Source organism: Streptomyces sp. NBC_00887 (genome assembly GCF_045207585.1).
In genome coordinates, this window is record NZ_CP108788.1 from 5,170,641 (window position 1) to 5,184,738 (window position 14,098).

Sequence of the window (14,098 nt, forward strand, 5' to 3'; positions counted from 1 at the left end):
TTCCGGACGACTCGACCTCCGTCAGGAGGTCGGGCCGCCGAAGATGTCGATACGGTCGCCCTCGGCGAGGGTCACGATGGCGCGCTTGGTGTCAGCGCGCTTGCCGAAGCCGGTCTTGGTCCGCTTGCGCTTGCCCTGCCGGTTGATCGTGTTGACCCCGGTGACCTTGACCGAGAAGACCGCTTCCACGGCCTGCTTGATCTGGGTCTTGTTGGAGCCCGGCGCGACGATGAACGTGTACTTGTTCTCGTCGAGCAGCGCGTAGCTCTTCTCGGACACAACCGGCTTGACGAGAACGTCGCGCGGGTCCGAGTAGGTCTTGCTCGTGATGGTCGAGCTGGTAACGGTCGCCTCGCTCATCAGGCGTCGCTCCCTTCGGTCTCAGCGGTCTGGGGGCCAGACACGAAGGACTCGAAAGCGGCCTGAGTGAAGACCACGTCGTCAGAGACGATCACGTCGTACGTGTTCAGCTGGCCCGGCTCCAGGATGTGCACCTGGGGCAGGTTGCGTGCGGACAGCCACGCGGCCTCGTCGGCGCGGTCGACGACCAGGAGCAGGTTGCTGCGCTCCGAGATCTTGCCGAACAGCGTCTTGGCGGCCTTCGTGGAAACTCCACCCTCGACCACGCCGGTGATGACGTGGATGCGGGAGTGACGCGCCCGGTCGGAGAGGGCACCACGCAGGGCGGCGGCCTTCATCTTCTTCGGGGTGCGCTGCGAGTAGTCACGCGGCTTCGGGCCGTGGACGACGCCACCGCCCGCGAACTGCGGCGCGCGGGTCGAACCCTGGCGGGCGCGGCCGGTGCCCTTCTGGCGGTAAGGCTTACGGCCACCACCGCGGACTTCACCGCGGCGCTTGGTCGAGTGCGTGCCCTGACGGGCAGCTGCCAGCTGTGCGACAACGACCTGGTGGATCAGCGGAACGCTGGTCTTCGCGTCGAAGATCTCCGCGGGGAGCTCGACGGTACCGGCCTTGTCGCCTGCCGGCGAAAGGATGTCAATGGTGCTCATTACCTCAAGCCCCCTTGGCCGCGGTACGGACCAGGACGAGGCCGCCGTTCGGACCGGGGACTGCGCCCTTGATGAGCAGCAGACCCTTCTCCGCGTCAACCGCGTGGATGGTCAGGTTCTGGGTGGTGACGCGCTCGTTACCCATCCGGCCGGCCATGCGCATGCCCTTGAAGACACGCCCAGGGGTGGCGCAGCCACCGATCGAACCGGGGGAACGGTGCTTGCGCTGGACGCCGTGGCCGGCGCCGAGGCCCTTGAAGTTGTGACGCTTCATGACACCGGCGAAGCCCTTGCCCTTGCTCTTGCCCGTGACGTCAACCTTGACGCCGGACTCGAACACCTCGGCAGTGATCTCCTGGCCCAGCGTGTACTCGCTGGAGTCAGGGGTGCGGAGCTCCACCAGGTGGCGGCGCGGGGTCACGTCGGCCTTGGCGAAGTGGCCCTTGAGGGGCTTGTTCACCTTGCGCGGGTCGATCTCGCCGAAGGCGATCTGGACCGACTCGTAGCCGTCGCTGTCGTTCGTACGAACCTGCGTCACGACGCACGGACCGGCCTTGACGACGGTCACCGGGACAACCCGGTTGTTCTCGTCCCAGACCTGGGTCATGCCGAGCTTCTCGCCCAGGACGCCCTTGATGTTCTTGCTCATCTCGGCCCGTCCCCTCAGAGCTTGATCTCGATGTCGACGCCAGCCGGCAGGTCGAGGCGCATCAGCGAGTCAACCGTCTTCGGCGTGGGGTCGAGAATGTCGATGAGGCGCTTGTGCGTGCGCATCTCGAAGTGCTCGCGAGAGTCCTTGTACTTGTGCGGCGACTTGATGACGCAGTACACGTTCTTCTCAGTGGGCAGCGGCACCGGGCCTGCGACCGACGCACCAGTGCGGGTCACCGTCTCGACGATCTTCTTCGCCGAGGAGTCGATGACCTCGTGGTCGTAGGCCTTGAGCCGGATGCGGATCTTCTGTCCCGCCATGGCTACTAGTAGTCCTGTCTCTCATAACGCTCTGGAACCCGGGAGTTCTAAGAACTCCACCTCCGACCCACGCGGTCGGGCGTGTCGCATCCCCTCTACGAAAATCTCCCGAAGGAAATCCCAACCAAGGGGGTGCGGGCCTGAGACCTCGCGGCCGGGGGCGAAACACCCACCGGGTGCCTGGTCTGCGCCCTGCTGAACTTCCCGAAAGATTCCCGTACGTCCGGCCCGCATGGGGCCGACGAGTACTGTGGGACTCGCTTCCGGTCCTCCCGGCGGGAGGCGCGCAGCATTGACACTCAACCGAGCAACCTGGCTAGTGTGCCATACGGGCCGCAGGCCTGGCCAATCGGGCGGAGGATCTTACCCCCCGTGGTCGGATGGTCAAACGCGGGCACGCCCGGGTCGGCCACCGGACCCCCGCACCCCTCCTGCGAAACTCTCCGCGTGGATACGAACACGGCCCCCGACTGGACGCTGCGGCCCGCTGACCTGCGGGACCTCGAGCCGATCGCGGAGCTCCGCGCGGCCGTGATGCGCCCCGATCTGGAGCGTCTGGGCCGCTACGACGAGCATCGCGTGCGGCAGCGACTTCGGGACGCCTTCGCACCCGAGCACACCTCGGTCGTCGAGTCCGAACGGGCTTTCGCGGGCTGCGTCGCCCTGCGCCCGCGGGAGAACGGCCACTGGCTGGAGCACTTCTACCTCTCCCCCGCCCTCCAGGGCCGGGGGCTCGGCTCCGCCGTCCTCCGCGCACTCCTGGCCCGCGCGGACGCCCAGGGCACCACCGTCCGGCTGAACGTTCTCCGGGGCAGCGCGGCAAGGCGTCTGTACGAGCGCCACGGCTTCGTCCTGGAGGACGAGGACCCCGTCGACGTCTTCATGGTCCGGGCACCGAGGAGCTGACCGGGGCAACCTGACCGCGCGCATCTCCGTCTATCCCCCCGCGGGACCGGGCCGACCGACCCTGACCTGCGCCGAGTTGGTCGTACGCAGCACAGGGCCGCCCATGCGTCCGCTGCGGGGGAAGCGGACGGAGTACGCGGCGTGACGGATCGACCTGCCCTGCCCGGAAGAGGGGTGCCCCGGCGCACCACCCTGCTGGCGGCCACCGCGACGGCCGCCCTGAGCGCCTGTGCCGTACCGGCCCCCAGGCGCCGCAACCCCACACCGAACCCCGCCCCGGGCTTCCCGATCAGCCGTGCGCGGCGTGCCCTGCTCATGCAGATACTCGCCCACCCGGACGACGACCTGTACTTCATGAACCCGGACACCCGGCAGCTGCTCGACGCCGGGACGCCCCTGGTCTGCGTGTATCTCACGGCGGGCGAGGCCGACGGGGTCAACAGGATCCCCGGCGCCGGACGTCCCGCCCCGGACAGGGCCGCGTACTCCTCCTCGCGCCACCAGGGCCTCCGGCAGGCGTACGCGACCATGCTCGGGCTCGGCGTGTTCACCCCCTGGCGGCGGTCCGTCGTCACCCTGCACGGCGGCCACCTGGCCGAGGTCGACGTCCTCGCGAACGGCGCGCGCCGGGTCGAGCTGATCTTCCTCGACACCGCCATGCACACCTCGCGCGGCCGTCTCGGGCTGCCGAGCCTCTGGCGTGACCGCCACCTCGTCCTGCGTACCGTCGTCGCCGCCGACTCACCGCTGCGCAGGGCCGGTTCCTACACGTACGAGGGCCTCATCGACGTCCTCGCCGGGCTCCTGGAGCGCTACCGGCCCACCGTCGTCCACACCCTGGACCCCGATCCGGACATCCAGCACAGCACCGAGGCGGTCCGTCGGCGGGACAGCGAGCAGCGCGGGTACTCCGACCACGCCGACCACACGGCTGCCGGCTGCTTCGCCTGGGCGGCGATGATCCGCTGGGTGGCCCGGTCGACCGGGGACGGCGGTGAGGTGCCAGGCTTCGCCGTCACCTCGTTCCGCGGCTACTACAACCGGCACTGGCCCAAGAACCTGCCGCCCGGTGTGCTGGCCGAGAAGGCCGGCCACCTCGTCCCGTACGGCGGGTCCCCGGACTGGGAGTGCGGCAATCCGTCCGGGTGCGGGGACTACAACGTGGGCGGCGACCGCCCCCTGACCAACAGGAAGGGCTGGGTCCGCTCCACCCACCACCGCTACCCGGGAGCCCGGCCCGCCGTCACCGCCGAGCCGGACGGCCGGCTCGTCGCGTACGGGGTGCTGGGGCTGCGCGCGGTCCGGTGGCGCGAGAGCGCGCCCGGCAGCGGGGTCTGGGACGAGCCGGACGACCTCGGCGGCGGCCCGCTCGCCCCGGCCCTGGGTTCGGCGGTGCTGCCCGACGGCAGACAGCTGCTCCTCGGACTGCGCTTCGCGGCCCTCGGCGGGCACGGCAGCGACGACGAGCGCGAGATCGTACTGCTGGAGCAGCGCTCCCCCGGCGGCGGCTTCCGTGCCTGGCGAGGGCTCGGCAATCCCGCCCGGGGGCAGGACCACGGGCGCCGCATCGGCGTCCCGGTGGCCGTCGCGGCCCCCGACGGGCGGGTCCACCTCTTCGTGAGGAACGCCGAGAACGGGCTCAGCACCCGGATACGCGACGCGGCAGGCCGGTGGAGCGGCTGGCGGGACCTGGGCGGCGGCGCGGTCCAGGACGGGCTGAGCACGGCGGTGGACGGAGCGGGCCGCGTCCACGTCCACGCGGCCGGCCGTCACGCCGTGCACCACTGGACGCAGGACGCGCCCGGCGACGGGCTCACCGCCCGCGCGCGGCTCACCGGGGCGCCGGTGCCCGGGGACCCGCCGACCGCGCTCGTGGGCGCCGACGGGTCCGTGGAGCTGTTCTACCGGGCCAGGGCGTCGTCCCGACTGACGGCCGTGCGGGCGGGTGCCGCAGCGGACCGCGACGACTTCGACGGGTACGGACCCGTGGCCGCCGCCGCCACCCCGCTCGGCACGATGCTGCTCGGCCGCACCGAGGAGGGCCGCATCCAGCTCCGTACCGGCCGAGGCCTCACCGTACGGACCCGAGGGCCCGCGGCCCTCGACGGGACCGCGCTCCACCTCGGTGCCGACGGCCGCCCCACGGTGATCGGCCTGGGACCGGACGCCGTGCCGTGGGTCTGGCGGCCGTAGGCGGGCAAGCAGGCCGCCACAAGGGTCCCGGGCATGCCGAAGGGCCCCGGTCCACCGCTTGCGCGGCGGGCCGGGGCCCCTCTTGGTGCTCTGTGCGGAGCTACCAGGTCAGACGATCAAGTAATTACTTGATGATCTTGGTGACCTGGCCGGCGCCCACGGTCCGGCCACCCTCACGGATGGCGAACTTCAGGCCCTCTTCCATGGCGACCGGCTGGATCAGCGCGACGTCCATGAGGGTGTTGTCACCCGGCATGACCATCTCGGTGCCCTCGGGGAGGGTCACAACGCCCGTCACGTCCGTGGTACGGAAGTAGAACTGCGGGCGGTAGTTGTTGAAGAACGGGGTGTGACGGCCACCCTCGTCCTTCGACAGGATGTAGGACTGCGCCTGGAACTCGGTGTGCGGCGTGACCGAACCCGGCTTGATGATGACCTGGCCGCGCTCGACGTCCTCGCGCTTGATGCCACGAAGAAGCAGACCGACGTTCTCACCGGCCTGGCCCTCGTCGAGCAGCTTGCGGAACATCTCGATGCCGGTGACCGTGGTGGTGGTCTTCTCGGTCTTGATACCGACGATGTCGACGGTCTCGTTGACCTTCAGGACACCACGCTCGATGCGGCCGGTGACGACCGTACCGCGACCGGTGATCGTGAAGACGTCCTCGATGGGCATGAGGAACGGCTTCTCGACGTCACGCTCGGGCTGCGGGATGGCCTCGTCGACGGCGGCCATGAGGTCCAGAACGGTCTGGCCCCACTCCTTGTCGCCCTCGAGCGCCTTGAGCGCCGAGACCTTGACGACCGGAAGGTCGTCGCCCGGGAACTCGTACTCGGAGAGGAGCTCACGGACCTCGAGCTCGACGAGCTCCAGGATCTCCTCGTCGTCCACCATGTCGGCCTTGTTCAGGGCGACGACGATGTAGGGAACGCCGACCTGGCGGGCCAGGAGCACGTGCTCCTTGGTCTGCGGCATCGGGCCGTCGGTCGCGGCAACCACGAGGATCGCGCCGTCCATCTGCGCGGCACCCGTGATCATGTTCTTGATGTAGTCCGCGTGACCGGGGCAGTCGACGTGGGCGTAGTGACGCGACTCGGTCTGGTACTCAACGTGAGCGATCGAGATCGTGATACCACGCTGGCGCTCTTCGGGAGCCTTGTCGATCTGGTCGAAGGCCGAGGCCTCGTTCAGGTCGGGGTACGCGTCGTGCAGCACCTTGGTAATGGCGGCCGTGAGGGTCGTCTTACCGTGGTCGATGTGACCGATGGTGCCGATGTTGACGTGCGGCTTAGTCCGCTCGAACTTTGCCTTCGCCACTGGGGTCCTCCTGAGTGGTTCTGTACGCCTTGCTTCATCGGCGCCAGGTGATCTTTGCTGGAATGCCGGTGCCGGGGGCATTCGCCGCATTGCTTGCGCGCTGCGGCGAATGCCCGGCCAGGCTCCGGTGACAAGCCTAAAGCGTGGACTCGGAAGAGTTACTCGCCCTTGGCCTTCGCGATGATCTCCTCGGCGACGTTCCGCGGAACCTCGGCGTAGGAGTCGAACTGCATCGAGTAGCTTGCGCGACCCGAGGTCTTGCTGCGGAGGTCTCCGACGTAGCCGAACATCTCCGAGAGGGGCACGAGGCCCTTCACGACGCGAGCGCCGCTGCGCTCCTCCATGGCCTGAATCTGGCCACGGCGGGAGTTGAGGTCGCCGATGACATCGCCCATGTAGTCCTCGGGCGTGGTGACCTCGACGGCCATCATCGGCTCGAGGAGCACGGGGGACGCCTTGCGGGCACCCTCCTTGAACGCCTGCGAACCGGCGATCTTGAAGGCGAGCTCCGAGGAGTCGACCTCGTGGTAACCACCGTCGAGAAGGGTGACGCGGACGCCGACCATCTCGTAACCGGCCAGGATGCCGAACTGCATGGCTTCCTGGGCACCCGCGTCCACCGAGGGAATGTACTCACGGGGGATGCGGCCACCGGTGACCTTGTTGACGAACTCGTAGGAGGCGTCGCCACCCTCGATGGGCTCGAGGGCGATCTGCACCTTCGCGAACTGGCCGGTACCACCAGTCTGCTTCTTGTGCGTGTAGTCGATGCGCTCGACGGTCTTGCGGATCGTCTCGCGGTACGCGACCTGGGGCTTGCCGACGTTCGCCTCGACGCGGAACTCGCGCTTCATGCGGTCGACGAGCACCTCGAGGTGAAGCTCGCCCATACCACCGATGATGGTCTGGCCGGTCTCCTCGTCGGAGTGCACCTGGAAGGAGGGGTCCTCCTCCGAGAGACGCTGGATGGCTACACCCAGCTTCTCCTGGTCACCCTTGGACTTGGGCTCGATGGCGACCTGAATGACCGGCGCCGGGAAGTCCATGGACTCCAGGATGACCGGGTTCTTGTCGTCACACAGCGTCTCACCGGTGGTGGTCTGCTTCAGGCCCATGACGGCGACGATGTCACCGGCGCCCACCGAGGGGATCTCCTCACGCTTGTTCGCGTGCATACGGTAGATCTTCCCGATGCGCTCCTTCTTGCCCTTGACCGAGTTCAGCACCGCGGTGCCGGCCTCGAGGCGACCGGAGTAGATCCGGACGAAGGTGAGCTTGCCCAGGTGCGGGTCGCTCGCAATCTTGAACGCCAGGCCGGAGAACGGCTCGTCGTCCGAAGGCTTCCGCTTGATGACCTGCTCCGGGTCCTTCACGTCGTGGCCTTCGATGGCCTCGACGTCCAGGGGGGAAGGCAGGTAGCGGACGACCGCGTCGAGCAGGGGCTGGACGCCCTTGTTCTTGAACGCGGTGCCACAGAACACCGGGGTCACGGTGACGGAGTCGGCCGTGCCCTTCGACGCGAGGGTGATCCGACGGATCGCCTCGTGCAGCTGCTCCTCGGTGGGCTCGACGCCCTCCAGGTACAGCTCCATCATCGCGTCGTCGTTCTCCGAGACGGCCTCGAGCAGCTTGCCGCGCCACTCCTCGGCAGCCTCGACGTGCGTGTCGGGGATGTCGACGGTGTCGTACATCTCGCCCTTGGCGGCCTCTTCCGACCAGACGAAGGCCTTCATCGACACGAGGTCGACGACGCCCTTGAAGTCGGCTTCGGCGCCGATGGGAAGCTGCATGACCAGCGGAACAGCGCCGAGGCGCTCGATGATCATGTCGACGCAGCGGTGGAACTCGGCACCCGTGCGGTCGAGCTTGTTGACGAAGCAGATACGCGGCACACCGTAGCGGTCCGCCTGACGCCAGACAGTCTCGGACTGGGGCTCGACGCCCGCCACACCGTCGAACACGGTGACGGCACCGTCGAGGACGCGGAGCGAACGCTCCACCTCGACGGTGAAGTCGACGTGACCCGGGGTGTCAATGATGTTGATCGTGTGATCAACCTCATTGAGCGGCCAGTGACAGGTCGTCGCGGCCGACGTGATCGTGATGCCGCGCTCCTGCTCCTGCTCCATCCAGTCCATCGTGGCTGCGCCGTCGTGGACTTCACCGATCTTGTACGAAACGCCGGTGTAGAAGAGGATCCGCTCGGTGGTGGTCGTCTTGCCCGCGTCGATGTGGGCCATGATCCCAATGTTGCGGACCTTGGCCAGGTCAAGCGAAGTGGTGGCCATAAGGCTCAATCTTCTCTCGGTCTCGATGGGGTAAGCGACTACCAGCGGTAGTGCGCGAAGGCCTTGTTCGACTCGGCCATCTTGTGGGTGTCCTCGCGCTTCTTGACAGCTGCGCCAAGACCGTTGGAGGCGTCGAGCAGCTCGTTCATGAGGCGCTCGGTCATGGTCTTCTCGCGACGGGCGCGGGAGTAACCGACGACCCAGCGCAGAGCGAGGGTGGCGGCGCGACCGGGCTTGACCTCGATCGGCACCTGGTAGGTGGCGCCACCGACACGGCGGGACTTGACCTCGAGCGAGGGCTTGACGTTCTCAAGCGCGCGCTTCAGCGTGATGACCGGGTCAGCGCCGGTCTTCTCGCGGAGGCCTTCCATGGCGCCGTACACGATCCGCTCGGCAGTGGAACGCTTGCCGTTGAGCAGGATCTTGTTGATCAGCGAGGTGACAAGAGGAGAACCATAGACCGGGTCAATGATGACCGGGCGCTTCGGGGCGGGGCCCTTACGAGGCATTCTTACTTCTCCTTCTTGGCGCCGTAGCGGCTGCGGGCCTGCTTGCGGTTCTTGACACCCTGGGTGTCAAGGGAGCCGCGGATGATCTTGTAACGAACACCCGGCAGGTCCTTCACACGGCCACCACGCACGAGCACGATGGAGTGCTCCTGCAGGTTGTGTCCCTCACCCGGAATGTAGGCCGTGACCTCGATGCCGGAGGTCAGACGCACACGCGCGACCTTACGGAGGGCCGAGTTCGGCTTCTTCGGGGTGGTCGTGAACACACGCGTGCAGACGCCGCGACGCTGGGGCGAACCCTCGAGCGCGGGCGTCTTGTTCTTCTCGACCTTGTCCTGCCGGCCCTTCCGGACCAGCTGCTGAATCGTAGGCACTACTTCTCCGGTTTCTGTGTGCCGTCGGTGAAACTAACCTGAAACACTCGCCGACCCACGCGGTCGGGTGTGTCGAATACTGCAAGCCCCTGCCCTGAGGCAGGAGGAACGCAGATTGCGGTGGCCACTTACGGACTCGCCATGCGGTTGAGGACACGCACCCGAGCCCAGGCACACCCCAGGCACAAGGCTTGAGCGTACCTACCTCACGGACTCCGGTCAAAACAAATGCCACGGGGCACGGTCCGGCCCGAAGCCCCACCTGCCGCCACGGGGCACACAGAGGCCCGCACCGGCCTCCACCACCGGGTGCGAATCCCCCGGCCACCAGGGGCCGGGCCGCACCCGTACGGCCGGTACAGCGCTTCCCACCAGCCTAAACGGCCCACCGCGCGCCCGCCCACCGGCGCACCCGCACCACGCCGGACCCTCACCCGGCACCGCGGTCCCGGGTGAGGCACCTCACGGTCCGCCGGCCGGCACGCCGAAGGGCGGCCACCCCGTACGAAACGGGGTGACCGCCCTTCGGTCGTATCAAGCGACTCGCTTACTGGTTGTACGGACCGTAGTCGTAGTCCTCCAGCGGAACGGCCTGGCCGGAGCCCGTGCCGAACGGCGAGTAGTCGATGTCGTCGTAGCCGACGGCCGAGTACATCGCGGCCTTGGCTTCCTCGGTCGGCTCGACCCGGATGTTGCGGTAGCGGGAAAGACCCGTACCGGCCGGGATGAGCTTACCGATGATGACGTTCTCCTTGAGGCCGATCAGGGAGTCCGACTTGGCGTTGATCGCCGCGTCGGTCAGAACCCTGGTCGTCTCCTGGAAGGACGCCGCCGACAGCCACGACTCGGTGGCGAGCGAGGCCTTGGTGATACCCATCAGCTGCGGACGGCCGGAGGCGGGGTGACCGCCCTCGGTGACCACACGACGGTTCTCGACCTCGAACTTCGACCGCTCGACGAGCTCGCCCGGCAGCAGCTCCGCGTCGCCGGACTCGATGATCGTCACTCGGCGCAGCATCTGCCGGATGATGATCTCGATGTGCTTGTCGTGGATCGACACGCCCTGCGAGTTGTAGACCTTCTGGACTTCGCCGACCAGGTGGACCTGGACCGCGCGCTGACCGAGGATCCGCAGCACGTCGTGCGGGTTCGTGGCACCGACGGTGAGCTTCTGGCCCACCTCGACCGCGTCGCCCTCGCCGACCAGCAGACGGGCACGCTTGGAGATCGGGAACGGCGTCTCCTCGCTGCCGTCGTCCGGCGTGACGACGAGCTTCTTGGTCTTCTCGGTCTCCTCGATCCGGACACGGCCCTTGGCCTCCGAGATCGGGGCGACACCCTTGGGTGTACGTGCCTCGAAGAGCTCGACGACTCGGGGCAGACCCTGCGTGATGTCGTCACCGGCCACACCACCGGTGTGGAAGGTACGCATCGTCAGCTGGGTACCGGGCTCACCGATGGACTGGGCGGCGATGATGCCGACCGCCTCACCGATGTCGACCAGCTTGCCGGTGGCGAGCGAGCGTCCGTAGCAGAAGGCACAGGTGCCGACCGCGGACTCACAGGTCAGGACCGAGCGGGTCTTGACCTCCTCGACGCCGGCGCCCACCAGGGCGTCGATCAGGACGTCACCGAGGTCGACGTTGGCAGGCGCGATGACCTTGCCGTCGACGACGACGTCCTCGGCGAGCATGCGGGCGTAGACCGAGGTCTCGACGTCCTCCGTCTTGCGGAGCACACCGTCCGCACCCTTGACGGCGATCTTCAGCTTGAGGCCGCGGTCGGTGCCACAGTCCTCCTCGCGGATGATCACGTCCTGCGAGACGTCCACCAGACGACGGGTCAGGTAACCCGAGTCGGCGGTACGCAGGGCGGTGTCCGCCAGACCCTTACGGGCACCGTGCGTGGAGATGAAGTACTCCAGAACGGTGAGGCCCTCACGGAAGGACGCCTTGATCGGACGCGGGATGGTCTCGTTCTTCGCGTTCGACACCAGACCACGCATACCCGCGATCTGACGCATCTGCATCATGTTTCCTCGGGCACCCGAGTCAACCATCATGAAGATGGGGTTCGTCTTCGGGAAGTTCGCGTTCATCGCCTCGGCAACCTCGTTGGTCGCCTTGGTCCAGATCGCGATGAGCTCCTGCGTGCGCTCGTCCTTGGTGATCAGACCGCGCTCGTACTGCTTCTGGACCTTCTCGTCCTGCTCCTCGTAGCCCTTGACGATGGCCTTCTTGGCCTCGGGGACGACGATGTCGGCAACAGAGACGGTGACCCCGGAACGGGTCGCCCAGTGGAAGCCAGCGGCCTTCAGGTTGTCGAGCGTCGCCGCCACGATGACCTTGGGGTAGCGCTCGGCCAGGTCGTTGACGATCTCGGAGAGCTGCTTCTTGCCTACCGAGTAGTCGACGAACGGGTAGTCCTCGGGCAGCAGCTCGTTGAAGAGCGCGCGGCCCAGGCTCGTACGCAGCCGGAAGGTGTCACCCGGCTGGTACTCGGGCTCGCCCTCCTCGGCGACCGGCGGCACCCAGCCGCGCGGAGGCATGGTGCCCACCGGGAAGCGGATGTCCACCTGCGCCTGGAGCGAGAGCTCGCGGGCGTCGAAGGCCATGATCGCTTCAGCCGTCGAACCGAACGCCCGGCCCTGACCGATGACCTTGCGCTCCTCCTCGTCCGTGGTGAGGAAGAAGAGGCCGAGCACCATGTCCTGGGTGGGCATGGTGACGGGACGGCCGTCGGCCGGCTTCAGGATGTTGTTCGAGGACAGCATCAGGATGCGGGCCTCGGCCTGCGCCTCCGCGGAGAGCGGAAGGTGCACGGCCATCTGGTCACCGTCGAAGTCCGCGTTGAACGCGGTGCAGACGAGCGGGTGGATCTGGATGGCCTTGCCCTCGACCAGCTGGGGCTCGAAGGCCTGGATGCCGAGGCGGTGCAGGGTGGGTGCACGGTTCAGCAGCACCGGGTGCTCGGCGATGACCTCTTCGAGGACGTCGTACACGACGGTGCGGCCACGCTCGACCATGCGCTTGGCCGACTTGATGTTCTGCGCGTGGTTCAGGTCCACCAGGCGCTTCATCACGAACGGCTTGAAGAGCTCCAGCGCCATCGCCTTCGGCAGACCGCACTGGTGCAGCTTGAGCTGCGGACCGACGACGATCACGGAACGCGCGGAGTAGTCCACGCGCTTGCCGAGGAGGTTCTGACGGAAACGGCCCTGCTTGCCCTTCAGCATGTCGCTGAGGGACTTCAGGGGACGGTTACCGGGACCGGTGACCGGGCGACCGCGGCGGCCGTTGTCGAACAGTGCGTCGACGGCCTCCTGCAGCATCCGCTTCTCGTTGTTCACGATGATCTCGGGGGCACCGAGGTCAAGGAGACGCTTGAGGCGGTTGTTGCGGTTGATCACACGGCGGTACAGGTCGTTCAGGTCGGAGGTCGCGAAGCGGCCACCGTCCAGCTGCACCATCGGACGCAGGTCCGGCGGGATGACCGGCACGCAGTCGAGCACCATGCCCTTGGGCTTGTTGCTGGTCTGCAGGAACGCGGAGACGACCTTGAGGCGCTTGAGCGCACGGGTCTTCTTCTGGCCCTTGCCGGTGCGGATGATCTCGCGGAGGCGCTCGGCCTCCTCGTCGAGGTCGAAGGACTCCAGGCGCTTCTGCAGGGCAGCAGCACCCATGCAGCCGTCGAAGTACGTGCCGAAACGGTCACGCAGCTCGCGGTAGAGCAGCTCGTCGCCCTCGAGGTCCTGGACCTTGAGGTTCTTGAAGCGGCTCCACACCTCGTCGAGACGGTCGATCTCGCGCTGCGCACGGTCGCGCAGCTGCTTCATCTCACGCTCGGCACCTTCGCGCACCTTGCGGCGCACGTCGGCCTTGGCACCCTCGGCCTCGAGCTCGGCCAGGTCGGTCTCGAGCTTCTTGGCACGGTTCTCGAGGTCCGAGTCACGGCGGTTCTCGACCTGCTGGCGCTCGACGGAGACATGCGCCTCCAGCGACGGGAGGTCGCGCGTGCGGCGCTCCTCGTCGACGAACGTGATCATGTACGCGGCGAAGTAGATGACCTTCTCGAGGTCCTTCGGCGCGAGGTCCAGCAGGTAGCCCAGGCGCGACGGGACGCCCTTGAAGTACCAGATGTGGGTGACGGGAGCGGCAAGCTCGATGTGGCCCATGCGCTCACGACGCACCTTGGCGCGCGTGACCTCGACGCCACAACGCTCACAGATGATGCCCTTGAAGCGGACACGCTTGTACTTGCCGCAGTAGCACTCCCAGTCCCGGGTCGGACCGAAGATCTTCTCGCAGAAGAGTCCGTCCTTTTCGGGCTTGAGCGTGCGGTAGTTGATGGTCTCCGGCTTCTTCACTTCGCCGTGGGACCAGGTCCGGATGTCGTCCGCGGTGGCAAGGCCGATCCGCAGCTCGTCGAAGAAGTTGACGTCGAGCACTTGTCGTCAATCCCTCTTTCGGGGGTTCGAGCCCCCTCGCCTGAGCGAGAAATCGGGGCACTTCAGCAATGGTCTGAACGG

General features: G+C 67.4%; 11 protein-coding genes. 2 read left to right on the top strand and 9 right to left on the bottom strand.

Going from position 1 to position 14,098, the window contains the following annotated elements; translation table 11 throughout:
* Positions 1-21: 21 nt before the first annotated feature.
* Genes rplW through rpsJ form a run of 4 tightly spaced genes read right to left on the bottom strand, consistent with a single transcriptional unit; the run spans position 22 to position 1,982 of the window.
* Positions 22-360, bottom strand: a complete 339-nt coding sequence (rplW, locus tag OG844_RS23505) for a 50S ribosomal protein L23 (RefSeq protein ID WP_031096361.1) — start codon at positions 358-360, stop codon at positions 22-24.
* Positions 360-1,010 carry a 50S ribosomal protein L4 gene (rplD, locus tag OG844_RS23510; RefSeq protein WP_351176419.1) on the bottom strand — a complete coding sequence of 217 codons (651 nt, stop codon included), beginning with the start codon at positions 1,008-1,010 and terminating at the stop codon, positions 360-362. Before rplD ends, rplW begins: the two co-directional genes overlap by 1 nt.
* Positions 1,011-1,014: 4 nt before the next feature.
* The gene (rplC, locus tag OG844_RS23515; protein ID WP_328905321.1) at positions 1,015-1,659 is read right to left on the bottom strand and encodes a 50S ribosomal protein L3; all 645 of its coding nucleotides are present in this window, start codon (positions 1,657-1,659) and stop codon (positions 1,015-1,017) included.
* Positions 1,660-1,673: 14 nt separating this feature from the next.
* A complete protein-coding gene (gene rpsJ / locus OG844_RS23520; RefSeq protein ID WP_003948644.1) occupies positions 1,674-1,982 on the bottom strand; it encodes a 30S ribosomal protein S10 in 309 nt (102 codons plus the stop codon).
* Between the two features lie 447 nt (positions 1,983-2,429).
* Here rpsJ and OG844_RS23525 point away from each other — a divergent pair, with 447 nt between their 5' ends.
* Together OG844_RS23525 and OG844_RS23530 are read left to right on the top strand one after the other, a co-directional pair.
* Positions 2,430-2,888 carry a GNAT family N-acetyltransferase gene (locus OG844_RS23525; protein ID WP_406392852.1) on the top strand — a complete coding sequence of 153 codons (459 nt, stop codon included), beginning with the start codon at positions 2,430-2,432 and terminating at the stop codon, positions 2,886-2,888.
* Positions 2,889-3,062: 174 nt separating this feature from the next.
* Positions 3,063-5,081, top strand: coding sequence for a PIG-L family deacetylase (locus OG844_RS23530; protein WP_406396227.1), 2,019 nt, complete (start codon positions 3,063-3,065; stop codon positions 5,079-5,081).
* A gap of 124 nt (positions 5,082-5,205) precedes the next feature.
* Here OG844_RS23530 and tuf read toward each other — a convergent pair whose 3' ends face one another.
* The 5 genes from tuf to OG844_RS23555 form a co-directional block, all read right to left on the bottom strand.
* Positions 5,206-6,399 carry an elongation factor Tu gene (tuf, locus tag OG844_RS23535; RefSeq protein ID WP_351176412.1) on the bottom strand — a complete coding sequence of 398 codons (1,194 nt, stop codon included), beginning with the start codon at positions 6,397-6,399 and terminating at the stop codon, positions 5,206-5,208.
* 158 nt (positions 6,400-6,557) lie between these two features.
* The gene (gene fusA, locus OG844_RS23540) at positions 6,558-8,687 is read right to left on the bottom strand and encodes an elongation factor G (protein ID WP_356426706.1); all 2,130 of its coding nucleotides are present in this window, start codon (positions 8,685-8,687) and stop codon (positions 6,558-6,560) included.
* A gap of 38 nt (positions 8,688-8,725) precedes the next feature.
* Positions 8,726-9,196: a 30S ribosomal protein S7 gene (gene rpsG / locus OG844_RS23545; protein WP_014047773.1), complete on the bottom strand. Its 471-nt coding sequence runs from the start codon at positions 9,194-9,196 to the stop codon at positions 8,726-8,728.
* Between the two features lie 2 nt (positions 9,197-9,198).
* Positions 9,199-9,570 (bottom strand): 30S ribosomal protein S12, encoded by a 372-nt coding sequence (gene rpsL, locus OG844_RS23550; protein ID WP_003948652.1) that lies wholly within the window; start codon positions 9,568-9,570, stop codon positions 9,199-9,201.
* 547 nt (positions 9,571-10,117) lie between these two features.
* On the bottom strand, positions 10,118-14,017 hold the full coding sequence (locus OG844_RS23555) for a DNA-directed RNA polymerase subunit beta' (protein WP_351176403.1): 3,900 nt from the start codon (positions 14,015-14,017) through the stop codon (positions 10,118-10,120).
* Positions 14,018-14,098: the final 81 nt, after the last annotated feature.